Source organism: Janthinobacterium sp. NKUCC06_STL (assembly GCF_019345455.1).
Lineage (GTDB): Bacteria > Pseudomonadota > Gammaproteobacteria > Burkholderiales > Burkholderiaceae_D > Janthinobacterium > Janthinobacterium rivuli.
In genome coordinates this window covers 25,013-49,653 of the sequence record NZ_JAHKQY010000005.1, presented here as the reverse complement: position 1 = coordinate 49,653, position 24,641 = coordinate 25,013, and the positions used below count along the sequence as shown (strand labels likewise).

The window sequence follows — 24,641 nt, the reverse complement described above, 5'->3', positions numbered from 1 at the left end:
GCACGAGCGCCTGGCGCTCATCCCATGAAGGAATGTTTGCACTTAATTACTAAAGGAGCACCACATGGCAATCAGTTTGCAAAAAGGCGGCAACGTCAACCTGAGCAAGGAAGCACCGAACCTGAAGAAGATCATCGTCGGCCTCGGCTGGGATCCTCGTTCGACGGACGGCGCCACCTTCGACCTTGACGGTAGTGCTTTCCTCCTGAAAAGCGACGGCAAAGTCCGTGGCGACTCTGACTTCATCTTCTACAACAACCTGAAGTCGACCGACGGTTCCGTCGTCCACACGGGCGACAACACCACGGGCGAAGGCGAAGGCGACGATGAGCGCATCGAAATCGACCTGTCGCGCGTGCCGGCAGACATCGACCGCATCAGCATCACCGTCACCATTCACGACGCCGACGCGCGCCGCCAGAACTTCGGCATGGTCTCGAAAGCCTTCATCCGCTGCCTGAACGCGGAAGGCGAAAAAGAAATCGCCCGCTACGACCTGTCCGAAGACAGCTCGACGGAAACGGCGATGATCTTTGGCGAAATCTACCGCTACAACGGCGAATGGAAGTTCAAGGCGATTGGCCAGGGCTTCAACGGTGGCCTGGGCCCTCTGGCCCGCTCGTTCGGCGTGAACGCTTAAATTCACGCGCAGGAAGCCCGCCTGGCTTTCTGCGGTGAATTGCACTTTTGTCATATCATTGCTGCCGCCTGCACAGATCAGGCGGCTTTTTTTTGGAGATTTATCATGCCAGTATTTAGTGTCACGGGCGACGTCGATCCTTTCCTCCACGTCAGCATGAAGCAGGGCGAAACCATCTATTGCGAATCCGATGCGATGGTGATGATGGAAACGGCGCTGGACTTGAAAGGCAAGATGACGGGCGGCCTGGGTAGCGCCATCATGCGCCGCTTCGCCAATGGCGAATCGTTCTTCCAGCAGCACATCGAAGCGGTGCGCGGCAGCGGCGACTGCCTGCTCTCGCCCACCCTGCCGGGCGCCATCGAAGTGGTCGACGTGGGCGCGCGCCAGTACCTGCTCAACGACGGCGCCTTTGTCGCCGCCACCTCGGGCACGGAAATGAAGGTGCGCACGCAAAGCATCGGCAACGCCTTGTTCGCCCAGTCGGGCGGCTTCTTCGTCATGGAGACGGCCGGCACGGGACAAGTGGTGGTGTCGGGCTTCGGCTCCATGTTCCAGCTCGACGTCGAGCCGGGCAAGGATGTCGTGATCGACAATTCCCACGTGGTCTGCTGGGACAATAGCCTGAAATACGAGATTTCCGTGACCACGGGCGGCGGCGCCAGCGGCGGCGGCATCGGCGGCTTCCTCGGCAATATCGTCAATAGCGTCACCAGCGGCGAAGGCATCGTGCTGCGCTTTTCCGGCTCGGGCAAAGTGTTCATCTGCTCGCGCAACCGCGACGCGTTCCTGAAGTGGACGGCGTCGGGCAAAGCCGGCTGATTTCCTCCTTCTAAGGCCAGGTTAAGTCTGGTCGCTTAGACTCCCCGCGCGCGCACCTGCGCGCGGCTTCCCCTATTTCCACCCGGTCCCCGTACATGCAAAGAGTCTGGTTCAACAAAACATTTTCCTCGGTCGGCACGGCCATGCGTTTGATCCGCGAGGCCGATAGCGCCGCCACCGGCGGCAAGCCGCGCTACCACATCGTGTGCAGCAATACGAACGCGCACGCGGCCGCCTTCCTGTCGGCGCACGAATACGCGGTCGAACCGTCGGGCCTCACGGGCCTCAATTATGTCGAGTGGTGCCTGGAATTTTGCCGCGAGCGCAACATCACGATTTTCTGGCCCGGCAAGGAAGCGGGCCTGATCGGCAGCGCCAGCGCGCGCTTCGCCGCCATCGGCACGCGCGTGCTCAGCGTGGCCAGCGAAGAGACCCTGAATTTGATGCACGACAAGGCGCGCTTCTGTGCCGGCCTCGATCTGCCCATGGCACGCCCGGCCGACTACCGCGCCGTGACCACCATCGAAGAATACGACGCCGCCTACGCCGAGCTGCGGCCGCTGCATCGCAAACTGTGCATCAAGCCGTCCGAATCCGTGTATGCTTTGGGCTTTGCCATTCTCGATGAAGAGCGCAGCAGCGCGCAGCTGCTGCTGGCCGGCGCCGCCTACCAGATCAATGCGCAGGAACTGCGCACGGGCCTGGCGCAAATGGCATCGTTCAAGACCCTGCTGCTGATGGAATACCTCGATGGCCACGAATACAGCGCCGACTGCGTGGCCGATCAAGGCACGCTCATTTGCGCCGTGCCGCGCAAGAAGCTAAACGGGGGCGGCAGCGGCCAGCTGATCGAGCTGCGCGCCGACTTGCTGGCGGCCTGCGACAAACTGGCGCGCGACTACCGCCTGAATGGCGTCTTCAACATCCAGTTCCGTGTAGGCGCGCATGGCCTGGCGCTGCTGGAGATCAATCCGCGCATGTCGGGTGGCATCGGCATGGCGTGCGCGGCCGGCCCCAACCTGCCCTACCTGGCGCTGGCCGGTTTCGACCAGGGCTTTGACAAGCTCACCGTACCCGCCATCCACGAAGGCATGCGCGTGGGCGAAGCCGCCTACGCCGTGGAGCTGCCATGAACATCGTCAAGCAGCAGATGCCCACGGGCGAGCTGACCCTCAAAGTGGACGAGGCGCGCTTTCCGCTGGACTGGCTGATCGGCTTTGCCGCGCGCGCCAACGCCAAACGGGGCTTCCTGTTCCTGTCCAAGGTGCTGGGCAAGCACTGGCCCGTCACGCCGCGCGCCATGCAAACCATCCACGACGACCTGGCCGCGCAGATCCCCCCCAGCCTGCCCGGCCCCGTCGTCTTCATCGCCATGGCGGAAACGGCCGTCGGCCTGGGCCAGGGCGTGTTCGAAGCGTGGCTGCGCGCCAATCCCAGCTCTTCCTGCAAAGCGCTGTTTTTGCACAGCTCGCGCTACCGCGTGGGCACGGTGCCTTTCTTCGAATTCGAGGAATCGCACAGCCACGCGCCGCGCCAGTTTCTGCATTTATCCGACGCTGCCAGCGCGCTGTTTTCCACGGCCCGCAGCCTGGTGCTGATCGACGATGAAGCGTCGACCGGCAACACCTTCGCCAACCTGGTGCAAGTGTGCCGCGCGCGCTATCCGCAGCTGGAAAAGCTGCACCTGGGCGTGATCACCAATTTCATGGGCCAGGCCGCCAACGCGGGCTTGAGTGAGCGTTTCGGCCTGCCCACCAGCATCGGCGCAGCCTTGTCCGGCCAATACGCCTTCCAGGCCGGCGCTGCGCCAGCTCCCGTGGCGGCCAGCGCGCAGCGCTTCGAGGCGAATGCGGAACGGGGCGCCAGCCCGGCGTTCGGCCGCATCGGCGTGGGCCGCGCCTTGACGCCGCCGCAAGGCCTGGCCGTGCAACTGGCGCAGGAAATCGGCGCCGGCGACTCCGTACTGGTATTGGGCACGGGCGAATTCATGCACCCATCGTTCCTGCTCGCGCGCGAACTTGAAGCGCTGGGCAAGAACGTCGTGGTGCAGTCGACCACGCGCTCGCCGATCCTGTCATGGGGCTCCGTCGGCCATATCGTCCACTGCGACGACAATTACGGCGAAGGCATCGCCAATTACCTGTACAACGTGGCGCCTGGCCAGTACCAGCACGTTTTCATCTGCCATGAAACTCCGGCCAGCCCGGCCCTCATGCAACTCGCCGGCCAGTTGAATGGCCGCCTGTTCCACTTTCAGTCAGAGACCAAAATTGAAGAAATTCCTGTTTGTTGACCTGGACGACACACTGTTCCAGACCCCGAAAAAATGCCCCGGCGAGACCGATTTGCAGCCGGCCGCCTATTTGAAAAATGGCGACGCCTGTTCGTTTACGACGGCGCGCCAGCGTGCCTTCTTTGAATTCGCGCAAAGCGGCATGACCCTGATCCCCGCCACGGCGAGAAATGGCGATGCCTTCCGCAGAGTCGACCTGCCGTTTACCAGCTACAGCGTGCTCGATTACGGCGGCATCGTGCTGCAGCCGGGCGGCGCGCTCGACTCTGGCTGGCTGTCCCTGATGCAGAACGACATGCAGACGGCGCTGCCCGGCCTGCAGGACGCCATGCGCATCATCGACGATTTCCAGGTCAAGGCGGGCATGCCCTCGCGCGCGCGCCTGATCGAAGACTACAACACGCCGTTCTACATCGTCGTCAAGGACCATGAAGCGCGCGGCGAACGCCTGGCCGACATCGAAGAGCAAGTGCTGCAGCAGTGGATCGCCACCGAAGGCGCCGACTACTTCATCCACCGCAACGGCAACAACCTTGCCGTGCTGCCGAAGACCTTGAACAAGGCGCGCGCCGTCGCCTACCTGCGCGCGGAACTGGAAGCAGAACACGGCCCCATCGTCAGCTTCGGCATGGGCGACAGCCGTTCGGACGCGCGCTTCATGGCCGCCTGCGACTACGCCATCATCCCCAACGGCACCCAGCTGGCGGCACTCACGGTGGCGGCGCTATGACCGACGGCAAGCAGCATTTCAGCGGCAGCTACCGCCAGGAAGACGTGGAGTTTCTGCTCACGCCCATGGCGCTGGAACCCATCCTCGACCTGGCCGAAAAAGAGCGTTTGATCCAGTCGGGCCAGCGCCACTACAGCGAAATGCTGTCGCCAGAGTCCCTGCCTTCGCCCGCCTACCTGGCCCTGTTCCAGAGCGCATTTGCGGCCAACCGGCTGCAGATGGCGCGCGACTGTCTGCGCCTGGCAGCCCTGATCGCGGCGCGCCGCACTGGCGCCATCACGCTGGTGTCGCTGGCGCGCGCGGGCACGCCCGTGGGCGTCATCCTGGGGCACTTGCTGCGCCAGGTATTCCAGCGCGAGTGCAGCCATTATTCCGTCTCCATCATCCGCGACCGCGGCATCGATGCCAATGCCCTCAAGTACATCCTGGCGCAGGGCCACAGTGACGCCTCCATCGTCTTCGTCGATGGCTGGACGGGCAAGGGCGTGATTTCACGCGAATTGCACCAGACCGTCAATGATTTCAATGCCGCCAATGGCACGGCGATCGACGGCGGCCTGTTCGTGCTGTCCGACCTGGCCGGCACGGCCGCCTGCGCCGCCTCGGCCAGCGACTATCTGATCCCGTCGAGCATTCTGAACGCCACCGTCTCGGGGCTGGTGAGCCGCTCCGTGTTGAATGATGCCATCGGCCCGGACGACTTCCATGGCTGCGTGTACTACGCGCAGTTCGAAGCGCACGATCAGTCGCGCGCTTTCGCCGACGGCCTGGTGGCCGACGCCGTGGCGATTGCCGCCAGCAGCGGCATCCCGCTGGCCGAAGCGAGCGATGCGCCAGCCATGGCGGCCCGCTCGCAAGCCTACATGGCCGCCGCGCAGCAGGAATACGGCATCAGCGACATCAATCTGATCAAGCCAGGCATCGGAGAAGCGACGCGCGTGCTGCTGCGCCGCGTGCCCGAGCGCCTGATCGTGCGCGACACGAATGCGCCGGACGTGGCACATTTGCTGCTTCTGGCGCAGGAAAAAGCCATACCCGTCACAGTAGAACCGGCGCTGCCTTACCAGGCGGTCGCCCTTATCAGGAGCGCAGTCGATGGATAACAACTCCCTACACCCACAAAGTGAGCATAAAGCGGCGCTGGGCGCCTCCATGTATGTGCCGACCACGCACAAGGACTTGCTGGCGATCGCCAATGGCGACAAATTCAGCCATTTGCGTTCGGTGATCCTTTGCACCGAAGACGCCATCGCGGAACGCGACCTCAGTTACGCGCTGTTCAATTTATCGCTGGCGCTGCAAAACATGTGCGACGAATCGGATACCTTGCGCTTCGTGCGCGTGCGCAATCTCGACGTGCTGGCGCGCGTGCTGGCCATGCCCGGCGCCGACAAATTGAGCGGCTTCGTGCTGCCGAAATCCACGCGCCACAACTTCAGCGCGTATTTCGAGCTGGTGCGCCACACGCACCACTTGCTGATGCCGACGCTGGAAACGGCGGAAGTGTTCGACGACGAGGAAATGAAGCAGTTCCGCATCATTTTGTCGGCGCCGGAAGTGCGGCGCCGCATCCTGGCCCTGCGCATTGGCGGCAACGATCTGTTGGCCCTGCTGGGACTGCGCCGCCCTACCAGCGGCACCATCTATCAAACGCCGCTGGGCCAGGTCATCGGCCGCCTGGTGACGATCTTCAAGCCGCACGGCTTCCAGCTGACGGCGCCCGTCTTCGAGCACCTGTCGCAGGGCAGCTGGCTCGATGCCGAAGTGGCGCAGGACATGGCGCACGGCATGATCGCCAAGACAGCCATCCACCCGGACCAGGTGCCGCAGATCGAGCGCCACTACCAAGTGGCGCAGTCGGACATCGAACTGGCGCTGCGCATCATCGACCCGGACAGCCCGGCCGTGTTCCGCATGCAGGAATCGATGTGCGAAGTGGCGACCCATTCCAGCTGGGCGCAGCGCATCATCGAGCAGGCGCGCCTGTTCGGCATCCGCCATGCGACCGACACGGCTCCGGCGCACGTACCGACTACCTCATTGACTCAACTCTCAAGCGACGAAGGGATTGCACGACCATGACCAATTTCACACGCGGACAAAAAGGCAAACTGGCGGACCTGGGCTTGAATGGCCCGTTTGCCGTCACGCTCGATATCGTTTCGGGTTCGATGGAAGTGGATGTCAGTTGCTTCGGCGTCGATGCGGCCGGCAAGCTGTCGGACGACCGCTACATGGTCTTCTTCAACCAGAAAAGCTCGCCGGACAACACCATCACGGTGGACTTGAACGGTCCCCGCTCCACCTTCCAGGTCGACCTGGCCCGCCTGCCCGCCTCGATCGACAAGCTGGTGTTCACGGCGGCGACGGAACAGGGCAGCATGCGCGCACTGGGCAACTCCAGCATGGCGCTGGGCCAGGCAGCCACGTTCGCCTTCACGGGCAACGACTTCCAGGACGAAAAAGCCGTCATCATCGGCGAACTGTATCGCCGCGACGGCAGCTGGCGCTTCGGCGCCGTGGGCCAGGGCTTCGCCGGCGGCCTGGCGGCGCTGCTGAAGCACTTCGGCGGCAGCGAGGCGCCGCAATCGGCTCCTGCCCCTGCACCGATTCCCGTCCCCACGCCAGCGGCCCCGCCACCGGCGAATAAAATCTCGCTGTCGAAAATCCGCCTGGAAAAGCGCGGCGACAAGATTTCGCTCGACAAGCGCGACAGCGGCGGCTATGGCCGCATCCGGGTCAACCTGAACTGGAACCAGAACGCGTCGCAAGGCCAGGCGCCCGCCTCGAAACTGGACACGGGCTTCCTCGGCAAGCTGTTCAACAAACCGGCCGGCCGATCGGGCGGCATCGACCTCGATATCGGCTGCCTGTTCGAAATGAGCGGCGGCGCCAAGAGCGCCGTGCAGGCGCTGGGCAACAGCTGGGGCGCCTACGACCGTCCCCCGTACATCCACCTGGAAGGCGACGACCGCACGGGCAGCATCAGCAGCGGCGAAAACATCTTCATCAACGGCACCCATTTCGACCAGATCAAGCGCGTGCTCGTCTACGCTTTCATCTACGAAGGCGTGCCGAACTGGGCCGCCACGGACGGCGTCGTGACGATCGAAATTCCCGGCCAGCCGACCGTCGAAGTGCGCCTCGACAGCGACAGCCAGCACGCCATGTGCGCCATCGCCATGCTGGAAAACCACGGCGGCAACCTGCAGGTGACAAAATTGGTGGAATACTTCGGCGGCCAAGGTAAAATCACGGCGCACCAGGCCATGGACGAAAGATATAACTTTGGTCTGAACTGGAAAGCCGGCCGCAAGGACTGATCCTTTTACCTAAACAACCCTACCATGACCCCTACGACCAAAAAAGTCACCTTCGCCTTCGCCATCTTCCTCGTGGCCGGCTTCCTGCTGCTGGCAGCCTACACGTGGATGGCCCTCAGCTTCTCGTACTCGGAAGGCGAACGGGCGGGCTACCTGCAAAAGTTCTCCAAGCGGGGCTGGATCTGCAAGACATGGGAAGGTGAATTGCTGCTGACGGCGCTGCCGGGCACCATCCCGGAAAAATTCCAGTTCAGCGTGCGCGATGAAGAGGTGGCCAAGCAATTGTCGGCCGCCGCCGGCAAGCGCATTCTCGTCACCTACAGCCAGCACAAGGGCGTGCCCACGCAATGCTTCGGCGAGACGGAATATTTTGCCGATAAAGTCGTATTGAGCCAGTAATACCGCAAGTCCAGCCATTCAAGCAGTGCTGCGCCGGCCAGCCTTTCCAGGCCGGCGCCTCCCCTCCCGCCTCATCATTGGCGCGCCTCACACATTCTCACTTTCTTATACACTTATGCTGAGTTCTGGCCAATACAGTCCATAAATGTAGCCAATGTGCAAGATTCTTGCGCAATCGCATGATGCACCGCCAGACGACCTTTAGCGTGTATTCACCTCTGTCACTGGAAACGTCATGCGCCTGCCATACACCGTCCTGGCCCTGCTGTCCGCCGCCCTTCCCCTGTCCGCCCAGGCACAGGACTTGTCCGGCATGGCCGGCGCCCTGAAAGTCAATTCGACCAATGAGCGCACCTTTGTGGCCGCCGTCAGCTACACGCAGCCGGTGGGCAACTACAGCGCCGTCAGCCTATCGTATATCAACGAAGGGCACCCGGAAGACCATCATCGCGACGGCATGGCGGGCCAGGTCTGGCTGCGCACGAAAAACGTGGAGCAGGGACTGATGCTGGGCGCCGGCGTGGGCCGCTACTTCTTCTTCGACACGGCCAGGACGGACGACGGCCTCCACAACTTCGACAATGACCACGGCTGGGGTTCCATCGTCAGCCTGCAGGCGCGCTGGCAGTTCGACAACCGCTGGTATGCGCAAGCGCAGCTCAACCGTATCAAGCCCGATGGCAAGGACAACACCACGCACCTGCTGATCGGCGCCGGCTACCGCTATGATGGGGTGCCGGGCGCCAAGCTGCACTTGCAGAACTGGGCCTACGACGACACCTTGACCTTATCGACCGGCCACACCATCGTCAACAGCTTGCGCTCCGAGTCCTCGCGCCCGTTCACCCTCGAATACCGGCGCGCCGCGGGAAAATACGTGGACTGGAGCGCCACCCTCATCGACGAAGGCGGCACGGCGCTGGCGCACCGGCGCGGCATGGCCGCCCAGCTGTGGCTGATCCGCTCGCTCAATGAAAAGGTGGAATTCGGCATGGGCGCCGGCCCGTACGTGGCCTGGGACGGCCGCGACACCCAGGGCCACGACACGCGCCTGACAGGCTTGCTGTCCGCCGTGGCCCGCTACCACGTCAACCGCCACTGGCTGGCGCAAGTGGCGTGGAACCGGGTGGTAACGGATTACCACCGCGATGCGGATGTGTTGCTGGTGGGCGTGGGCAGGAAGTTTTGAGGAAGATACAGACGTAAGCCAAACCCAGGACTGGGGTCGGACCCTCAGGGTCCGACCCCGGCTGTTATCGGGTTCTCAGACTCTCAGCGCGAACGCCATACGGCGCCGGCTGACTCATTCGGCTGCGTCAATCTCTCGATCACTTCGCGCGTCAAACTGGCCGAACTGACTTGTTCGGCTTTCGCGCGGGCGGCGGTCAGGGAGTTGGAAAAGACGGTTTGCGGTTGCTCCAGGCTGGCGCGCAGGGCGGCCAGTTCACGCTCTTGCTGCTGCGCGCGCGCCGTTTCCATCTCCAGCAATTGCTGCTTGGCCTCGGCCATCGCGCGCGTCGTCTCGGCTGCCTTGCGCTGCAGGGCGGCATGGGCCTGGGCGCTGGCCAGCAAGGCTTGCTGCGCGTCGAGCTTTTCGCTGGCGGCCCGCTGCGCGGCCAGCTCCAGCTGCTCGCGCTGGCGCATGGCGTCGAGTGCCTGCTGTTCCATGGCGGCGCGCGTTTCTGCTGCCGCCGTCGCCTGCTTTTCCGCTTCCAGGCGGCCGGCGATGGCTTGCGAGGCGCGTTCTTCGGCGCTGCTGGTCTGGCGCTGCTGCACCAGCTTTTGCGCAATCAGGGCCAGCGACTCGCGTTCGGCCGCGACGAAATCGCGCTCGGACGCCAGCAGCGCATCGGCCGCTTGCGCCTTGTCTTCTTCCACGCGGGCGCGCTCGCTATGCACTTGTCCCAGTTCCACGGCCAGGCGCGCCTGCGCCTGCACGGCTTGCGCGGCAGCGGCCTTTTTTTCACCTTCGACCAGGGCCTGGTCCATCAGGATGCGGATGGCGTCCGCTTCCTTTTGCGCCGCTTCCCGCAAAGCCTGTTCGGCCGCGTGCTGGCCGCGCAGCAGTTCCGCTTGCGCGCCTTCGGCGGCGATGCGTTCCTGCGCCGCGTTGCACGCCAGCGCTTCCGCTTCCAGTTTTTCTTTCAGGGCGGCGATGGCGGCTTGTTCGGCGACCAGGCGCTCCTGCTCCGCCTGCAGCAGCTGCTCTGCCTGACGGGCTTTTTCCTGCGCCAGTTGCGATGCCTGTTCTTGCGCGGCCAAGGTCGCCTTGTCGGCATCGACTTCGGCCTGCTCGGCTGCGTTCTGGCTGGCGGCCAGTTCCGCCGCCTGGCGCGCCAGCTCGGCGCGCTCGTGCGCCAGGCTGGCGGCGCGCTGCTGCTCTTCCAGTTCGCGGGCTGCCGCCACGGCGGCTGCCTGTTCGGCCGCTTCGCGTGCCTTGGTCTGTTCGAGTGCGGCCGTTTCCGCTTCCAGCTTGGCGTGGCCGGCGATTTCCGCATCCTGTTCGGCCGTCACGCGGGCCAGCGCTACGGCGCGCAGCTGGCGGTCTACCTCGATGCGCGCTTCGGTGGCGGCAAGGATGCGCACGTCGGCATCGCGGCGCGCTTGCGCACTGGCTACGGCGACCATTTCCAGGCGCTCGCGGTGGATGGCCGCATCGCGCAATTCCTTTTCCGTCTGCAGGCGCAAACGCAGCGATTGCGCCGCATGGCGTTCCGATTCCGCCTGCGCCAGCGCGATGGCTTCGCGTTCCTGTTCCAGATGCGCCAGCGCGCGCGCTTCTTCCAGGGCGCGCACTTCGGCGGCGGCGCGATTAAACGCCGATTCCAGCGCGATCTGGTCGGCGCGCTCGCGCTGCACCGTCAAGTCCAGCGCTTCGCTTTCCGCTTCGGCCAGCATCTGCGCCGTCTGGCGCGCACCGTGGGCATGGCGCTCGCGTTCGCGCGCCAGCACGGCGACTCTGGCGTCGGCCGAGGCGATGCCCACCATTTCTTCCTTGGCCGCCTGCACGGCGGCGACGCGCTCGACGGCTTGCAGGCGCGCCTGCTCCGTCTGCACCTGCAATTCCTCGGCGGCGCGGGCGGCTTGTTCGGCCAGTTCCGACTGCACGGCCACTTGCTCGCTGGCGCGCAAGCGGCTTTCCTGCTCGGCGCGCGAACGCTGTTCGGCGGCCAGGCGGATTTCATTGTCGGATTCCACGCGTGCGCGCAGTTCGGCCGTCTCCTGCTTGACTGCTTCCAGGCGGGCCACGCTGGCTTGCGCGGCGGCGCGCATGGTGTCGAGTCGTTCGCGGTTGGCGGCAATCGCTTCTTCGGCGGCCTGCGCATTTTGCTGTGCGGCGGCGGCGGCGGCCGCGTCGATGGCGGCGCGGTCCTCGGCCAGCGAGCGCACGCGCGCTTCGGCCAGCGCGCGGCTTTCGGCGGCGCAGGTGGCCTTCGCTTCCGCTTCCACGCGGGCAATCGCTTCGTGGATGGCTTTCAATTCCATTTTCTGGCGTTCCGCGGCGGGCGCCTTGGCATCGGCTTCGGCTGCCGGCTCGGCTTGCGGCTGGGGTGTGGCGATGGCGACCGGGGCCGGCGCTTCCGCCTTGCTTTCCAGGTCTTTGAAATCATGCAGCGAGACCATGCTGTCCTGGTCGAACTCGTCGTCGGCGCAATACGCGACGGTAAGGGAGGCGGCCTGGCGCTGATTTTGCTGTGCTTGCATGATTTCTCGCTTGTTCGGGTGAATTCCGTTGCTTCTAGGAATTTATTACCACCATTATCGAACAAGCATGCACAAATCAGCGCGGCAAGAAGAGCACCTTTTACCGCCCTTTTCGGGCGTTTAGATCAAATAGGCCAGAGCGGCGCTTCATCCATCAACGCCACCTGCTCGCGCAATTCCAGGATGCGGTCCTGCCAGTAGCGCTGCGTGTTGAACCACGGGAAGGCGACGGGGAAGGCGGGATCGTCCCAGCGGCGCGCCAGCCAGGCCGAATAATGGATCAGGCGCAGGGTGCGCAGCGCTTCGACCAGGTAGAGCTGGCGCGGGTCGAAATCGCAAAAGTCCTCGTAGCCGGCCAGGATGTCGCTCATCTGGCGAACCTGGTCGCTGCGCTCGCCCGACAGCATCATCCACAGGTCCTGGATGGCCGGTCCCATGCGGCTATCGTCGAAATCGACGAAATGGGGGCCGGCGTCCGTCCACAGCACGTTGCCGCCATGGCAATCGCCGTGCGTGCGCAACATGGCCACGTCGCCCGCGCGGTCATAGCAGCGCTTGACGCCGTCGAGCGCCTGCTGCGCCACGCTGGAATACGCGGCCAGCAGTTCAGGCGGCAGGAAATTGCCTTCCAATAGAAACTCGCGCGGCTCGACGCCGAACGTCTGATGGTCGAGCGCCGGCCGCTCCTTGTAGGTCGACAGCGCGCCGACGGCGTGGATGCGGCCGATGAAGCGCCCTATCCATTCCAGCGTGGCCGGGTCGTCCAGCTCGGGCGCGCGGCCGCCGTGGCGGGGGAAGACGGCAAAGCGGAAGCCCTGGTACTGGTGCAGGGTGCTGCCGTTGATGGACAGCGCCGGCACCACCTGGATTTCGCGCTCGACCAGCTCGGACACGAACGCGTGCTCTTCCAGGATGGCCGTATCGGTCCAGCGCGCGGGGCGGTAAAACTTGGCCACCAGCGGCGCGCTGTCTTCAATGCCGACCTGGTAGACGCGGTTTTCATAGCTGTTCAGGGCCAGCAGACGGCCATCGCCGCGCAGCCCCACGCTGTCGAGGGCGTCGAGCACGCAATCTGGGCTCAGGGCGGAAAAGGGGTGGACGGGCCGGTCGTCCTCGTGCGGCTGGTTTTCATTGTGCATAAGCGACATTGTAAGGCGCGCGCGGGCCGCCGGTGCAAACACTTCGGCGGCAAGCCGCAGCAAGGCGTATACTGGCGCCTTACATTCAATCAAAGAGCAAGCCATGCAACTCGAACAGCCATTATCAGAAAAAGAATTCGACGAATTAGACCAATTCCTGTTGTCGGAGCGCTGCTCCGAGGACGCGATGACCATGGATATGCTGCACGGCTATCTGACGGCCGTCGCCATCGGCCCGGAACCGATCATGCCGGCCGAATGGTTGCCGCGCGTGTGGGGCGAAAACGCCGAAGATGCGCCAAAATTCAAGAACAGCAAGGAAGAAGAGCGCATCGTCAACCTGATCATGCGCTTCATGAACGAAGTGCTGGTGACGTTTGAAGTGGCGCCGAAAGAGTTCGAAGCGCTGTTCGTCGAGCACGACTATGAAGGCCAGACCCTGATCGACGCCGAAGCGTGGTGCTGGGGCTTCTGGGACGGCATGGAACTGCGTCCTGGCTCGTGGAACGAGATCTGGGATTCCGAAGTGGCCGAACTGATGCAGCCGATCTACCTGCTGGGTGCCGACGAAATCAAGGAAGAAGAACTGAAACTGGTGGAAGACCCGGTCAAGGCGCACAAGCTGGCGCAGGAACTGGAAGCGAACCTGCCGGCCATCCACCGTTTCTGGGTACCGCGCCGCAAGGCACCGGTGCAAACCATGAAACGCGAAGAGCCGAAAGTGGGCCGCAACGACGACTGCCCTTGCGGCAGCGGCAAGAAGTTCAAGAAATGCTGCGGCGCCGAGCCGGCAGCAGAGTAATCACACAGTAGCATCCCTGTTGCGCCGGCGTCCTGCCGGCGCAGCGCTGACGCTGGCCTCCGGGCTATAATCGGCGCATGAAACTCCCCGACCTGAACCTGCTCGTCGCCCTCGACATCCTGCTCGAGGAAGGCAGCGCCGTGGCCGCCGCGCGGCGCATGAATTTGAGTGCGCCGGCCATGAGCCGCACCCTGGCGCGCATCCGCGACGCCATCGGCGACCCCGTCTTCGTGCGCTCCGGGCGCGGCCTGGCGCCCACCCCGCGCGCGCTGGAATTGCGCGAGCAGGTGCGCGGCGTGGTGGAGCAGGCGCACGCCATCTTCACGTCGGGCCGTGAAATCGACTTGCGCACCTTGGAACGCACCTTCAGCCTGTGCGCCAACGACGTGTTTGTCGGCGCCTACGGCGGCAAGCTGCGCGACCTGCTGGCCGTGCACGCGCCGCACACGGTGCTGCGCTTCGTGCCCGAAGGCGACGGCGCCACGGAAAACGACGCCCTGCACGCGGGCCGCGTCGACCTGTACATCAGCGCGCGGCGCGCCTTTGCGCCAGACATCAAGCTGCAGCAGCTGTTTAGCAGCGGCTTTGTCGGCATCGCCCGCAGCGATCATCCGATCTTCGACGGCCCCATCAACCTGGACAGCTTTACCGAGTACGAACATATCAGCGTCTCGCGGCGCGGCCTGGCGCGCGGCCCGTTCGACACTGCCCTGGCCGAGCGTGGCTACACGCGCAGGGTTTCGCTGATCAGCCCCAACTTCCAGTCCGCCATCTTCGCCGTGGCCGATTCGCGCCTGCTGCTGCCGCTGATGCCCACGCCGCTGCTGGCTATCGTCGAGCGCCTGGGCCTGAAGCTGCGCACCTTCGAACTGCCGATTCCCGTCGACAGCGTGGAAGTGTTCCAGGCCTGGCACCCGCGCCTCGACCACGACCATGCGCACCGCTGGCTGCGCCGCATGATCAAGGGCTTGTGCATGGGGTCAGACCCTTGCGGGTCTGACCCCGGCATTTGATTGGGGTTGATCTGAACTCACACGCCAGACGCCAAACCCAACGATAAAGACCGGGGTCAGGCCCACAGGGTCCGACCCCACCCATCATTGCGCCAGACGCAATTCAAACTTCCTTAATTATCAATTTTCACAAGATTAACGGCTACCTATACTGCGTGGACTGATCCTCATCCACGGAGTTCCCTGTGTCTGCTGTACCGCTTCCTGGCGCCGCCCCTGCGGCCGCGCCTCCCGTCCCACCTGCTTTCGGCCTGCGCCTGGCCACGGGCCTGGCCGGCGTGCTGCTGGCCGTGCTGGTGTCCGGCCTGAATGAAAACATCACCAAGATCGCGCTGGCCGACATCCGCGGCGCCATGGGCATCGCGCGCGACGACGCCAGCTGGCTCGTGGCCCTGTATGCGGCCGCCTCGGTGTCGGCCATGGCGTTCGCGCCGTGGTGCTCCGTCACCTTTTCGCTGCGCCGCCTGACGGCCGCCGCCATCATCGTCTGCATGGCCGCCGGCCTGCTATGCCCGTTCGCGCCGAACCTGTCCGTGCTGATGATCCTGCGCGTGGTGCAGGGCGCGGCCGGCGGCGCCCTGCCGCCCATGCTGATGACGGTGGCGCTGCGCTTCCTGCCGCCGAACATCAAGCTGTATGGCCTGGGCGGCTATGCGCTGAGCGCCACTTTCGGCCCCAGCCTGGGCACGCCGCTGGCCGCCTTCTGGACCGAATACCTGGGCTGGCAATGGGCCTTCTGGCAAGTCGTCCCGGGCAGCATCGTCGCCTTGCTGATGGTGTCCTGGGGCTTGCCGCAAGACCCGCTGCGCCTCGAACGCTTCCGCCAGTTCGACTGGCGCGGCCTGCTGCTTGGCCTGCCCGCCATCAGCATGCTGGTGGTGGGCATGCTGCAGGGCGAGCGCCTGAACTGGTTCCATTCGCCCCTGATCTGCGTGCTGCTGGGCGGCGGCGCCGTGCTGCTGGTGCTGTTCTTTATCAACGAGTGGTCGCATCCGCTGCCATTCTTCAAGCTGCAGCTGCTGTCGCGGCGTAACCTCAGCCACGCCCTGCTGACCCTGGGCGGCGTGCTGTTCGTGCTGCTGGCCGTGATCCTGATTCCCTCATCCTACCTGGCGCAGGTGCACGCCTACCGCCCGCTGCAAACGGCGCCCGTGATGCTGATGGTGGCGCTGCCGCAGCTGATCGCGCTGCCGCTGGTGGCCGCCCTGTGCAATCTGCGCGCTGTCGACTGCCGCTGGGTGCTGGCCATCGGCCTGGGCATGCTGGCCCTGTCGTGCGTGCTCGGCGCGCGCATGTCGCCGGACTGGATCCGCACGCACTTCTACCTGCTGCAAGCGGTGCAGATCTTTGCGCAACCGATGGCCGTGATTCCCTTGCTGCTGCTGGCCACCACGGGCCTGGCGCCGCAGGATGGCCCGTTCGCCTCGGCCTGGTTCAACACCATCAAGGGCATGTCGGCCGTCGTCGCCACCGGCGTGCTCGATGCGCTGATCACGCGCCGCAACCATTTTCATTCGACGGTGCTCAGCGAACGCCTGGGCAACCTGCCGGGCGCCATGGACATGCCAGGGCTGGGGGCTGGCCTGAGTGCGCGCATGCATGCGCAAGTCGTCACCCTGACCTCGTCCGACCTGTACCTCACCGTGGCCGCCATCGCGCTGGCCATGATGGTGATCATTCCCATCCTGCCGACGCGCGTCTATCCACCGCGCGCCGCCTGATTTCTATTGTTACGAAAGAGCTTCACCATGCAAAAACCCATACTGCGCTCGCGCGCATTTCTTCTCGGCCTGGCCCTGCTGGCCTGCGCCCTCGCCTTTTCCGCCTGGCAACTGCTGTTTTCCCGTGCCGACGAACAGAGCACCGACGACGCCTTCGTCAGCGCCGACTACACCGTGCTTTCCCCCGAGGTGGGCGGCATCGTGCGGGAAGTGCTGGTGGAAGACAACCAGGCTGTCAAGGCGGGTCAGCTGCTGGCGCGCATCGACGACCGCGACTACCAGGCCGCCGCCGCCTCTGCCCGCGCCGAAGTGGCCGGCGCCGAGGCGCAGCTGGCCACTGCCCGCGCCACGGTGCAGCGCCAGCAATCGGTGATCGAGCAAGCCAGCACCCTGGTCGACGCCAACCAGGCGGAAGACAAACTGGCGCAGCAGGAACTGGCCCGCTCAACGCACCTGGCCGGCCAGGGCGCGGGCAGCGTGCAGAATGCGCAGCAGGCGCAATCGCGCTTCGACGTGAGCCGCGCGCGCCTGGCGCAAAACCGCGCCGCCCTCGTTTCCACGCGCAAGCAGACGGAAATTTTGCAAGCGCAGCAAGGCGCGGCCGAAGCGGCCTTGCTGCGCGCCAGCGCCAGCCTGCAACGGGCCGAACTGGATCTGTCGCATACACAGCTGCGCGCCCCCATCGACGGCATCGTCGGACGCCGCATCGTGCGCGTCGGCGCCCTGGTGGCTCCCGGCGCCGGCCTGATGGCCGTGGTGCCCCTGAACCGCAGCTTTGTCGTCGCCAACCTGCAGGAAACCCAGCTGACCCACGTGCGCCAGGGCCAGCGCGCCAGCATCGCCGTCGACGCCTATCCGGGCGTGCTCCTGCACGGCACCGTGCACAGTATCGCGCCCGCCACGGGCGTGACGTTTGCCGCCATCGCGCCGGAAAACGCCACCGGCAACTTCACCAAGGTGGTGCAGCGCATCCCTGTGCGGATCGCGCTCGATCCGGGCCAGGATGGCGAACGTCGCCTGCGCGTGGGCATGTCGGCCGAAGTGCGCATCGATACGGCCGCGCGCCGTCAACAGCTGCAACAGGTGAGCGTGCGATGAAAGCACTGATACTCTTTACGGCCGTGGGCCTGGCCGGCTGCGGCAGCGTCGGCAGCGACTTCCAGCGCCCGCACCATGATCTGGGACAGCAATGGCGCCAGGCGCAGGATGCCCGGTTCGCCGCAAGCCAGGAAGGCGTCATCGAGCAGCGCTGGTGGGACAGCTTTGGCGACGCGACTTTGTCGTCCCTGCTGCAGCGCGCCGCCGGCGCCAACCTCGACGTGCTGGCGGCCGCCAGCCGGCTGGAACAGAGCCGTGCCGCACGGGGCGTGGCCGGCGCCGCGCAAAGCCCGTCGCTGGGCGCGAATGGCAGCTATGGCCGCGCGCGCAACAGCGAGCAGGGCTTGAGCGACCCGTCGCGCAACAACGGCCAGGCCGCCTACAGCCTGTGGCAAGGCAATCTCGATGCGGCCTGGGAGCTGGATCTGTGGGGCCGCGTACGGCGCGAAGTGGAGGCGGCTGACGCGCGCGTCGACGCGGCCCAGGAAACGCAGCGCGGCGTGCTGCTGGCCGTGCTGGCCGAGACGGCGCGCGACTACATCGAGCTGCGTGGCGCGCAGCAGACCCTGGCCATCACGCAGCAGTTGCTCGATATCGCCCGCCATACCTTGAACCTGACCCGCATCCGCCTGCGCGAAGGCGCGGCGACACAGCTCGACGAAGCCGAGGCGGCAGCCCACGTGGCCACCATCGAAGCGCGTTTGCCGCCGCTGCAGCAGCGCGAAGCGCGCCTCGGCAATGCCCTCGCCCTGTTGCTGGCGCTGCCGCCGCAGTCGCTGCGGGCGGAACTGGCGGCCAGCAAGGAGATCCCTGTTGTGGCCATGCAGGTGCAGCTGGGCGTACCCAGCAGCCTGGCCGAGCGGCGGCCCGACATCCGCCGTGCCGAAGCGCAGCTGCACGCGGCCACGGCCGCCATCGGCGTGGCGCAAGGCGATTTTTATCCGCGCATCACGCTCTCGGGCAGCATCGGCCTGCAAGCGATGCAGCTGTCCGACATCGGCTGGGACGCCAAACGCTTTGCCTTCGGTCCCGGCTTCAGCGTGCCCCTGTTCGATGGCGGCCGCCTGCGCGGCAATCTGCAATTGCGCGAGGCGCAGCAACAGGAAGCGGCCATCGCCTACCGCCAGACCGTGCTGGCCGCCTGGCACGAAGTGGAAGACGCGCTGTCTGGCTACCAGGCCAACGCCCGCCGCCAGGCCAGCCTCGATGAAGCCGTCAAGCAGGGACGGCGCGCGCTGGGCAGCGCGGAGCTGCAATACCGCCAGGGCGGCACGGACCTGATCAATGTGCTGCACGTGCAAAACACTTTATTGAACAACGAAGCGGCGCTGGTCGACAGCCGCGCCACCGCGTCGCTGTCGCTGGTCCAGGTCTACAAGGCGCTGGGCGGCGGCTGGCAAGCCTTTTCAAGCACCTCGCAAGAAAGCACGCCATGAAACCGAATCCAGCACATTTTTCCATCCACGACGTCAGCGACTTTCCCATCGTGCGCTTTCGCCCTGAAACGGCCGTCACCGGCTATGCCCCGCTATGGGAAAACGACATGGACGCCTTGCTGCGTCATGGCGAACCGTTCGTCATGCTGTTCGAAGAGGAGCGTGGCGACGAAGCGCACGTCGACCGCAAGCGGCGCGGCCTGTGGCTCAAGCATAACAAGGTGGCGCTGGCCACCCTTTGCCGGGGCCTCGTGTCCATCGAGGCGGATGCGGAACGGCGCGCGCGCCTGCAGGCGATGGCGGCCGGCGCCATGAAAGCCTTCGGCATCCTGCAGGAAGTGGCGGCCACGCGCGAACAGGCCGAGGCCCTGATGGTGTGGCTGCTGGCCAGCGGCCAGATGGCGCGGCCGCGCGCGGTGGACGTCTGGTGAGCGAGGGAACAAGCGAGTCAGGCGGCCCTGCGCACAGCGCTCCTGGCAGGGATGACGCACACGTGGCCATCGCTGCTGGTGGCCGTCGTCAGGGCGATGCCGTACAGCGCGGCCAGCACCGGTACGGCGTCGGCGTTGGCGGGAATGTCAGCCGTCAGCTGGCCCGAACGCACCAGCAGCAGGCGCTCGAAGCCCAGCAAGGCGTGATTGATGTCGTGCAGGATGGCGATGACGGCGTGGCCGCGCGCGGCGCAGAACTGCTGCAGGCTGTCGAGCAGATCGAACTGCAGGCCGGGATCGAGCGCCGCCAGCGGTTCGTCGACGAGTATCAAGCCATCGCGCACATCCCACATCTGCGCGAAGATACGCGCCAGCTGCACCCTGGCCTGCTCGCCGCCGGACAGGGTGTCCAGGCGCCGGCCCAGCAAATGGGCGGCGTGCGCCAGGGCGGCGGCGTCCTGCACGATGCGCTCCAGCTGAGGGTCGACCAGGCGCGCCACTCTTCCCAGGCCGATCACCAGTTCGCACTGCAGTCCGAAGGCCACGTGCGAACCTTGCGGCAGCACGGCGCGGCACCGCGCCAGGTCGGCCAGCGGCCACTGCGCCAGGGGACGGCCGGCGAACGCCACCTGGCCCGCCTGCGGCTGCAGTTCGCGCGCCATCAGTTTCATCAGGGTCGACTTGCCGGCACCGCTGGGGCCGAGGATGGCGATACGCTCGCCGGGCGCCACCCGCACATTGAAGGGGCCGAAATACTGCTGGCCCAGTTGGGTGGTGGCGAAGGAGAGTTCCAGCAGGGGCGTCATGTTCACCTCTAGGCGGTGCCGTGGCGGAAGCGCCGCAACAGCATCAGGAAAAATGGCCCGCCCAGCAAGGCCGTGAAAATACCGACGGGGACTTCCGCGGGAATGGCGACCGTGCGCGCCAGGGTGTCGGCCAACAGCAGCAACAAGCCGCCGGCCAGCATGGACAGCGGTAGCACACGGCGCTGGTCGGCGCCCAGCCAGGTGCGCACCAGGTGCGGCGCGATCAGGCCAATAAAACCGATGCCGCCGCACCAGGCGACGGCAAAGCCCGTCAGCACGGCCACCAGCACGATGACCTGCGTGCGCAGCCGGCCCACGTCGATACCCACGTGCAGGGCCTGCGCCTCGCCCAGCGCCAGCGCGTTCAATGAGCGCATCAGGAAGCGCGTGGCCCACAGCGCGCCGGCCGGCACCAGCAGCAAAGCCGCCACCTGGCGCCAGCTGCCGGCCGACAGCGAACCGAGGGTCCAGAAAGTCAGGGTGCGCAGCTGGTCGTCGCTGGCCAGGTAGATGCACAGGCCCATGACGGCCACCGTGATGGCGTTCAGCGCCACGCCCGTCAACAGCAGGCCGACGATGGAACCGGGGGTGGCCCAACGGGCGACCCGGTCGAGCAGCACGCAAATGAGCATGGCGCCGCCAAACGCGGCCCCCGGCAGCAGCCACACGCGCAGCTCGGGCGCCACGTGCAGGCTGGCGGCGAAGACGATGGTGGCCGCGCCCGCGCAGGCGGCGCCGCTGCTCACGCCCAGCAGCCCCGGATCGGCCAGCGGATTGCGAAACAGCCCTTGCGTCAGGCCGCCGGCCAGCGCCAGCGCGGCGCCGATCAGGATGGCGAACAGGGCGCGCGGCAAACGGATATGCCACAGCACATACGCGCCGCCGGACAATGCCTCGTCGCCCGCTTGAAACGGCGCCAGCCAGTCGGCCAGGGTCACGGGCACGGCGCCCGCCTGCACGGCGATGAGCAGACCGGCAAACAACGCCACAGCCAGCATCCCGCCAGCACCCCAGCGTGGCCAGGATACTGCCGGCGTCATCGCGCGCACGTTCATGCAGCCATGGCTTTCGCGAAGGCGGCGTCGAGCTCCATCAGCGCCTGCGGCATGCGCGGACCAAAGCCCAACAGCAGCATGGCTTCCAGCGACACGATGCGGTGCTTGCGCCCGGCCGGCGTCTGCGCCAGCCCTGGCAGTTTCAAGATGCCGTCCACGCCGCCCGAGGCCTTCAAGCCCTGGTCCGTGACCAGTACGATGTCGGGCCGCGCGGCGATCACGGCTTCGGGCGTGAGCGGCTTGTAGCCGGCGAATCCACCCTGCCCGCCCATCACGTTGACGGCGCCCGCATACGCCAGCATGGCGTCCGCGCCCGTCTCGCGCCCGCCCACCATCACCTGGTTGGGCGCATGGGCGAGGATGAACAGCACGCGCACGGGTGCATGCTGGCGCTGGCGCACCTTGCCCAAGGCGCCGTCCCACTGCTGCTGCAAGGCTTGCGCCAGGCGCGCGGCGGGGTCGGCACGGCCCGTGATCTGGCCCACCTGTTTGACCCGTTCAATCAAACCTTCGAACTGGTTATTTGCGTTCAGCACCGCCACCGGCACGCCCGCGTCGCGTACCTGGCGCAGCACCGCTTGCGGCCCCGCTTCCTCGGTGGCGATCAGCTGCGTGGGCGCCAGCGACAGCACGCCCTCGGCCGACAGGGTGCGCGCATAACCGACCTGCGGCAGCTGTTGCGCCACGGCCGGATACAGCGAGGTCGTATCGACGCCCACCAGTTCGCCCTGCGCTTCAAGCGCATAGACGATTTCCGTCAGGGCGCCGCCGACGCTGACGATGCGCCGCGCCTTGATCACCGGCTTGGCCGCGTCGGACACGGCCGCCAGCACCTGCATCGGCGCGGCCAGCGCCAGCGCACCCGCCCCCATTTTTTTCAGCGCGATGCGGCGCGCCACGCTGGCGGCGATCATGCGGCGCATAGTTCGCCCTCCTGCAGCACGCGCTCGACGACGTTGCGCCATTCGCACAGTTCATGCACGCCCGGCTTGCGTTCGCCGAAGAACATGACGATGGTGTCGCCCTTGGCGTCGAACAGTTCCACCGACGTCACCAGGCCATCGACGGTCGGCTTTTTCACCACCCAGGCGCTGGCGATATGGTCTTCGCGCAAATGCAGGTTGAAGCGCGTGTCGAGGACATTGATCCACGGCCCCATCACGGCGATCTTGTGCACGGGTCCCGAATGGATCTGGATCATGCCGGCATTGCCGACGAAGGCCATGATGGCCACCTTTTCGAGGGCGGCGTTATTGAGCAGGTCGAGCACGCAGGATTTGTCGATCTGCTGCACGAAGCGCGGCTCGGCCAGGCGCAGGCCCTGCAGGCGCGAGACCGAATATTTTTTCAGCAAAGTGAAAAATTCATGCGTGTCGCGCAAGTCGGCCCAGGCGGCGCGAAAGCCGGCCACGTCGATCTGCGCGTCGGGCAATTCGGCCGGCGGCGTCGCCGGCGCCGTCACGGCGATGCCGGCCGCCTGGTCCGCGTCAGCGAAGCGCGTTACCAGCGCGTCATAGGCGGCCACGTCGCTTTGCGGCTTGAGAAAAATCTTGTGCACGGCGTGGCCGGCCGCGTCGAAAAATTGCAGGCTGCGCTGCACTTCCTTTTCTCCCATCTCGCGCACGGCAAAGCCATGCGCCCACTGGCGGTAAAACACGCGCAAGTCGATGTCGCCGCCGAGCACCAGGCCCACGTGGTTGGTGTGACTAGCTTTTCGATAGACACCCGTCTTTTCATGCACGCACGAAGCGTTGCGCGTCAGCGCCATGACTTCGCCCAGCGGCTCCAGCGCCTGGACGATGGCGGGCCAGTCGGCCTGCAGGCGCTCAGCGCCCAGCAAGGCGCCATCGGCCAGCGACAAGCCCGCATGCGCGGCGATCAGCTCGCCTTCGGAAATGGCCAGTTCCTCGGCGATGTCGCGGTGGCGGGCTTTCTTTTCGCGGCGCAGGCGGGCAAATTCGCTGGCGACCAGCTCGGTGTTACAAATAGGGGGCATGCTCGTCACGGTGTCTCCTTTCAAGGCGAACACTGGCTGGCATGGGCTGGCTGGTGGTAGGGAATCTTGAAATCAATTATAAATGAGAATCATTCGCAATCAAGAGTTATTTGTGCGCGGCCCAAAAAAAGCGCCGCGACAGGAAACCCGTCGCGGCGCAAAGGAGACCGATCAATACAACCGATCAGTTCGGGAAAAAAAGTTCAGGCGCTCGCTTGCACAGCCGGCATGGAGACCGGCTTGGCAGTGGGACGCTGCGCCAGCAAGACGACGGCGGCCAGCACCATGGCGCCGCCCAGCAATTGCGTGCCGCTCACGGATTCCTTCAGCAAGGTCACGCCGAACGCCATCGTGATGACGGGTTCAAACGTGGAAATGATGGACGCCTTCGCCGCGCCAATTTGCGCCACGCCGGCAAAGAAGGCGGCTATCGCGATGGCCGTCGAGAACAGGGCGATGGCGCTGACGGCCAGCCAGCCCGTTGCCGTGCCCGGCAAGGACACGCCTTGCCACAAGGCAATCGCGCTGTTCGACAGGCCGGCCGTGCCCAGGATCACCACGCAAGCGGCCAATGGGTGAATATTCTCGCGGCTTTTCGACAGGCTGTTGCCAAACAGGATGTACACGGCATACACCCCGGCGGCCATCAATGCCAGCGCGATGCCGATGGGCTGGCCCTGCAGCTTGCCGCCCAGGGTGATGGCCATGCCGGCAATGGCCAGCGCCATCAGCACGAGCATGCGGCGGTCCAGCTTTTCCCAGCCCAAGGCAAGCGCGAGGATGGTGACCAGCACGGGATACACATACAGCAACATGCCGCACAGGCCGCTGCTGGCATACATCAGGGCATTGAAATAGCCTTGCGACTGGGCCGTGTACATCAGGCCCATCAGCATGTAGCCGGCCAGCAGGCGGCCGCGCGGCAAGCGCCAGCCACCCAGCCACACGAGCGGCAGCAAGAGCATGGCGGCGATGACGAAACGCAAGGCCAGCATGGTCGACGGGTTGACCCCGGACGCATATGCCGCCTTGGCAAACACTGCGGAACTGCCGAAACCGGCGGCCGACAGCAACACCAGCGCAACAGCGCGGCGATCAGACATGACTAAACCTCTTTGAGTACGCCAGGGTAAACCTGCTGCGCGTCGCGCTTTGCGGCCGGCGATGCTCACCGTACTGAAGTACGGTTGCGCTTCTCGGCCACAAATCACTGCCGCTCGCGACGGTTTTCC

Annotated in this window: 23 protein-coding genes; 16 read left to right on the top strand and 7 right to left on the bottom strand. The window is 65.5% G+C overall.

Annotated elements, in window-relative coordinates:
• The first annotated feature begins 64 nt into the window (after positions 1-64).
• The 10 genes from KO539_RS17405 to KO539_RS17360 all read left to right on the top strand — a co-directional run bounded on the left by KO539_RS17405 (position 65) and on the right by KO539_RS17360 (position 9,396).
• A complete protein-coding gene (locus KO539_RS17405; RefSeq protein ID WP_034785104.1) occupies positions 65-640 on the top strand; it encodes a TerD family protein in 576 nt (191 codons plus the stop codon).
• Between the two features lie 105 nt (positions 641-745).
• Entirely contained in the window at positions 746-1,462 is a 717-nt protein-coding gene (locus tag KO539_RS17400) for a TIGR00266 family protein (protein WP_035826041.1), read from the top strand.
• A 95-nt stretch (positions 1,463-1,557) separates the two neighbouring features.
• Positions 1,558-2,595: an ATP-grasp domain-containing protein gene (locus KO539_RS17395; RefSeq protein ID WP_219310729.1), complete on the top strand. Its 1,038-nt coding sequence runs from the start codon at positions 1,558-1,560 to the stop codon at positions 2,593-2,595.
• Entirely contained in the window at positions 2,592-3,755 is a 1,164-nt protein-coding gene (locus KO539_RS17390) for a phosphoribosyltransferase domain-containing protein (RefSeq protein ID WP_219310728.1), read from the top strand. The genes KO539_RS17395 and KO539_RS17390 overlap by 4 nt, the downstream gene beginning before the upstream one ends.
• On the top strand, positions 3,733-4,485 hold the full coding sequence (locus tag KO539_RS17385; protein WP_219310727.1) for an HAD family hydrolase: 753 nt from the start codon (positions 3,733-3,735) through the stop codon (positions 4,483-4,485). The genes KO539_RS17390 and KO539_RS17385 overlap by 23 nt, the downstream gene beginning before the upstream one ends.
• Positions 4,482-5,588 (top strand): cysteine protease StiP family protein, encoded by a 1,107-nt coding sequence (locus tag KO539_RS17380; protein WP_219310726.1) that lies wholly within the window; start codon positions 4,482-4,484, stop codon positions 5,586-5,588. The genes KO539_RS17385 and KO539_RS17380 overlap by 4 nt, the downstream gene beginning before the upstream one ends.
• Positions 5,581-6,567: an HpcH/HpaI aldolase/citrate lyase family protein gene (locus KO539_RS17375; protein WP_219310725.1), complete on the top strand. Its 987-nt coding sequence runs from the start codon at positions 5,581-5,583 to the stop codon at positions 6,565-6,567. The genes KO539_RS17380 and KO539_RS17375 overlap by 8 nt, the downstream gene beginning before the upstream one ends.
• Positions 6,564-7,808, top strand: coding sequence for a TerD family protein (locus tag KO539_RS17370; protein ID WP_219310724.1), 1,245 nt, complete (start codon positions 6,564-6,566; stop codon positions 7,806-7,808). Before KO539_RS17375 ends, KO539_RS17370 begins: the two co-directional genes overlap by 4 nt.
• Before the next feature lie 24 nt (positions 7,809-7,832).
• The gene (locus KO539_RS17365; protein ID WP_070224711.1) at positions 7,833-8,207 is read left to right on the top strand and encodes a hypothetical protein; all 375 of its coding nucleotides are present in this window, start codon (positions 7,833-7,835) and stop codon (positions 8,205-8,207) included.
• A 235-nt stretch (positions 8,208-8,442) separates the two neighbouring features.
• Positions 8,443-9,396 (top strand): hypothetical protein, encoded by a 954-nt coding sequence (locus tag KO539_RS17360; protein WP_219310723.1) that lies wholly within the window; start codon positions 8,443-8,445, stop codon positions 9,394-9,396.
• A gap of 83 nt (positions 9,397-9,479) precedes the next feature.
• Here the strand turns inward: KO539_RS17360 and KO539_RS17355 are convergent, their stop codons facing one another.
• Together KO539_RS17355 and KO539_RS17350 are read right to left on the bottom strand one after the other, a co-directional pair.
• On the bottom strand, positions 9,480-11,912 hold the full coding sequence (locus KO539_RS17355; protein WP_219310722.1) for a hypothetical protein: 2,433 nt from the start codon (positions 11,910-11,912) through the stop codon (positions 9,480-9,482).
• Positions 11,913-12,037: 125 nt separating this feature from the next.
• Positions 12,038-13,051, bottom strand: a complete 1,014-nt coding sequence (locus KO539_RS17350; RefSeq protein ID WP_219310721.1) for a serine/threonine protein kinase — start codon at positions 13,049-13,051, stop codon at positions 12,038-12,040.
• Between the two features lie 103 nt (positions 13,052-13,154).
• Between KO539_RS17350 and KO539_RS17345 the strand changes: the two genes are divergently transcribed.
• From KO539_RS17345 to KO539_RS17320, 6 genes are all read left to right on the top strand, one after another.
• Complete coding sequence (locus tag KO539_RS17345) at positions 13,155-13,853, top strand: UPF0149 family protein (RefSeq protein ID WP_035825997.1); 699 nt, start codon at positions 13,155-13,157, stop codon at positions 13,851-13,853.
• Between the two features lie 77 nt (positions 13,854-13,930).
• Positions 13,931-14,866, top strand: coding sequence for a LysR family transcriptional regulator (locus KO539_RS17340; RefSeq protein WP_219310720.1), 936 nt, complete (start codon positions 13,931-13,933; stop codon positions 14,864-14,866).
• A gap of 185 nt (positions 14,867-15,051) precedes the next feature.
• Positions 15,052-16,587 (top strand): MFS transporter, encoded by a 1,536-nt coding sequence (locus tag KO539_RS17335; RefSeq protein ID WP_374106433.1) that lies wholly within the window; start codon positions 15,052-15,054, stop codon positions 16,585-16,587.
• A 27-nt stretch (positions 16,588-16,614) separates the two neighbouring features.
• The gene (locus tag KO539_RS17330) at positions 16,615-17,685 is read left to right on the top strand and encodes an HlyD family secretion protein (RefSeq protein WP_219310719.1); all 1,071 of its coding nucleotides are present in this window, start codon (positions 16,615-16,617) and stop codon (positions 17,683-17,685) included.
• Positions 17,682-19,121: an efflux transporter outer membrane subunit gene (locus KO539_RS17325; RefSeq protein WP_219310718.1), complete on the top strand. Its 1,440-nt coding sequence runs from the start codon at positions 17,682-17,684 to the stop codon at positions 19,119-19,121. The genes KO539_RS17330 and KO539_RS17325 overlap by 4 nt, the downstream gene beginning before the upstream one ends.
• Positions 19,118-19,552: a hypothetical protein gene (locus tag KO539_RS17320; RefSeq protein WP_219310717.1), complete on the top strand. Its 435-nt coding sequence runs from the start codon at positions 19,118-19,120 to the stop codon at positions 19,550-19,552. The genes KO539_RS17325 and KO539_RS17320 overlap by 4 nt, the downstream gene beginning before the upstream one ends.
• A 17-nt stretch (positions 19,553-19,569) precedes the next feature.
• Here the strand turns inward: KO539_RS17320 and KO539_RS17315 are convergent, their stop codons facing one another.
• The 5 genes from KO539_RS17315 to KO539_RS17295 all read right to left on the bottom strand — a co-directional run bounded on the left by KO539_RS17315 (position 19,570) and on the right by KO539_RS17295 (position 24,512).
• Positions 19,570-20,358, bottom strand: a complete 789-nt coding sequence (locus tag KO539_RS17315; RefSeq protein ID WP_219310716.1) for an ATP-binding cassette domain-containing protein — start codon at positions 20,356-20,358, stop codon at positions 19,570-19,572.
• A gap of 8 nt (positions 20,359-20,366) precedes the next feature.
• Positions 20,367-21,413, bottom strand: a complete 1,047-nt coding sequence (locus tag KO539_RS17310) for an iron ABC transporter permease (protein ID WP_219310715.1) — start codon at positions 21,411-21,413, stop codon at positions 20,367-20,369.
• Entirely contained in the window at positions 21,410-22,336 is a 927-nt protein-coding gene (locus KO539_RS17305) for a hemin ABC transporter substrate-binding protein (RefSeq protein WP_219310714.1), read from the bottom strand. Before KO539_RS17305 ends, KO539_RS17310 begins: the two co-directional genes overlap by 4 nt.
• Positions 22,324-23,409, bottom strand: a complete 1,086-nt coding sequence (locus KO539_RS17300) for a hemin-degrading factor (protein ID WP_219310892.1) — start codon at positions 23,407-23,409, stop codon at positions 22,324-22,326. The genes KO539_RS17305 and KO539_RS17300 overlap by 13 nt, the downstream gene beginning before the upstream one ends.
• Positions 23,410-23,612: 203 nt before the next feature.
• Complete coding sequence (locus tag KO539_RS17295) at positions 23,613-24,512, bottom strand: DMT family transporter (RefSeq protein WP_058051029.1); 900 nt, start codon at positions 24,510-24,512, stop codon at positions 23,613-23,615.
• Positions 24,513-24,641 lie beyond the last annotated feature (129 nt).

Excerpts from the sequence above, each read along its gene's own strand:
- KO539_RS17405 (WP_034785104.1), top strand. The coding sequence starts at position 65 with ATGGCAATCAGTTTGCAAAAAGGCGGCAACGTCAACCTGAGCAAGGAA.
- KO539_RS17400 (WP_035826041.1), top strand. The coding sequence starts at position 746 with ATGCCAGTATTTAGTGTCACGGGCGACGTCGATCCTTTCCTCCACGTC.
- KO539_RS17395 (WP_219310729.1), top strand. The coding sequence starts at position 1,558 with ATGCAAAGAGTCTGGTTCAACAAAACATTTTCCTCGGTCGGCACGGCC.
- KO539_RS17390 (WP_219310728.1), top strand. The coding sequence starts at position 2,592 with ATGAACATCGTCAAGCAGCAGATGCCCACGGGCGAGCTGACCCTCAAA.
- KO539_RS17380 (WP_219310726.1), top strand. The coding sequence starts at position 4,482 with ATGACCGACGGCAAGCAGCATTTCAGCGGCAGCTACCGCCAGGAAGAC.
- KO539_RS17375 (WP_219310725.1), top strand. The coding sequence starts at position 5,581 with ATGGATAACAACTCCCTACACCCACAAAGTGAGCATAAAGCGGCGCTG.
- KO539_RS17370 (WP_219310724.1), top strand. The coding sequence starts at position 6,564 with ATGACCAATTTCACACGCGGACAAAAAGGCAAACTGGCGGACCTGGGC.
- KO539_RS17365 (WP_070224711.1), top strand. The coding sequence starts at position 7,833 with ATGACCCCTACGACCAAAAAAGTCACCTTCGCCTTCGCCATCTTCCTC.
- KO539_RS17360 (WP_219310723.1), top strand. The coding sequence starts at position 8,443 with ATGCGCCTGCCATACACCGTCCTGGCCCTGCTGTCCGCCGCCCTTCCC.
- KO539_RS17355 (WP_219310722.1), bottom strand. The coding sequence starts at position 11,912 with ATGCAAGCACAGCAAAATCAGCGCCAGGCCGCCTCCCTTACCGTCGCG.
- KO539_RS17350 (WP_219310721.1), bottom strand. The coding sequence starts at position 13,051 with ATGCACAATGAAAACCAGCCGCACGAGGACGACCGGCCCGTCCACCCC.
- KO539_RS17345 (WP_035825997.1), top strand. The coding sequence starts at position 13,155 with ATGCAACTCGAACAGCCATTATCAGAAAAAGAATTCGACGAATTAGAC.
- KO539_RS17340 (WP_219310720.1), top strand. The coding sequence starts at position 13,931 with ATGAAACTCCCCGACCTGAACCTGCTCGTCGCCCTCGACATCCTGCTC.
- KO539_RS17330 (WP_219310719.1), top strand. The coding sequence starts at position 16,615 with ATGCAAAAACCCATACTGCGCTCGCGCGCATTTCTTCTCGGCCTGGCC.
- KO539_RS17325 (WP_219310718.1), top strand. The coding sequence starts at position 17,682 with ATGAAAGCACTGATACTCTTTACGGCCGTGGGCCTGGCCGGCTGCGGC.
- KO539_RS17320 (WP_219310717.1), top strand. The coding sequence starts at position 19,118 with ATGAAACCGAATCCAGCACATTTTTCCATCCACGACGTCAGCGACTTT.
- KO539_RS17315 (WP_219310716.1), bottom strand. The coding sequence starts at position 20,358 with ATGACGCCCCTGCTGGAACTCTCCTTCGCCACCACCCAACTGGGCCAG.
- KO539_RS17310 (WP_219310715.1), bottom strand. The coding sequence starts at position 21,413 with ATGAACGTGCGCGCGATGACGCCGGCAGTATCCTGGCCACGCTGGGGT.
- KO539_RS17305 (WP_219310714.1), bottom strand. The coding sequence starts at position 22,336 with ATGCGCCGCATGATCGCCGCCAGCGTGGCGCGCCGCATCGCGCTGAAA.
- KO539_RS17300 (WP_219310892.1), bottom strand. The coding sequence starts at position 23,409 with ATGCCCCCTATTTGTAACACCGAGCTGGTCGCCAGCGAATTTGCCCGC.
- KO539_RS17295 (WP_058051029.1), bottom strand. The coding sequence starts at position 24,512 with ATGTCTGATCGCCGCGCTGTTGCGCTGGTGTTGCTGTCGGCCGCCGGT.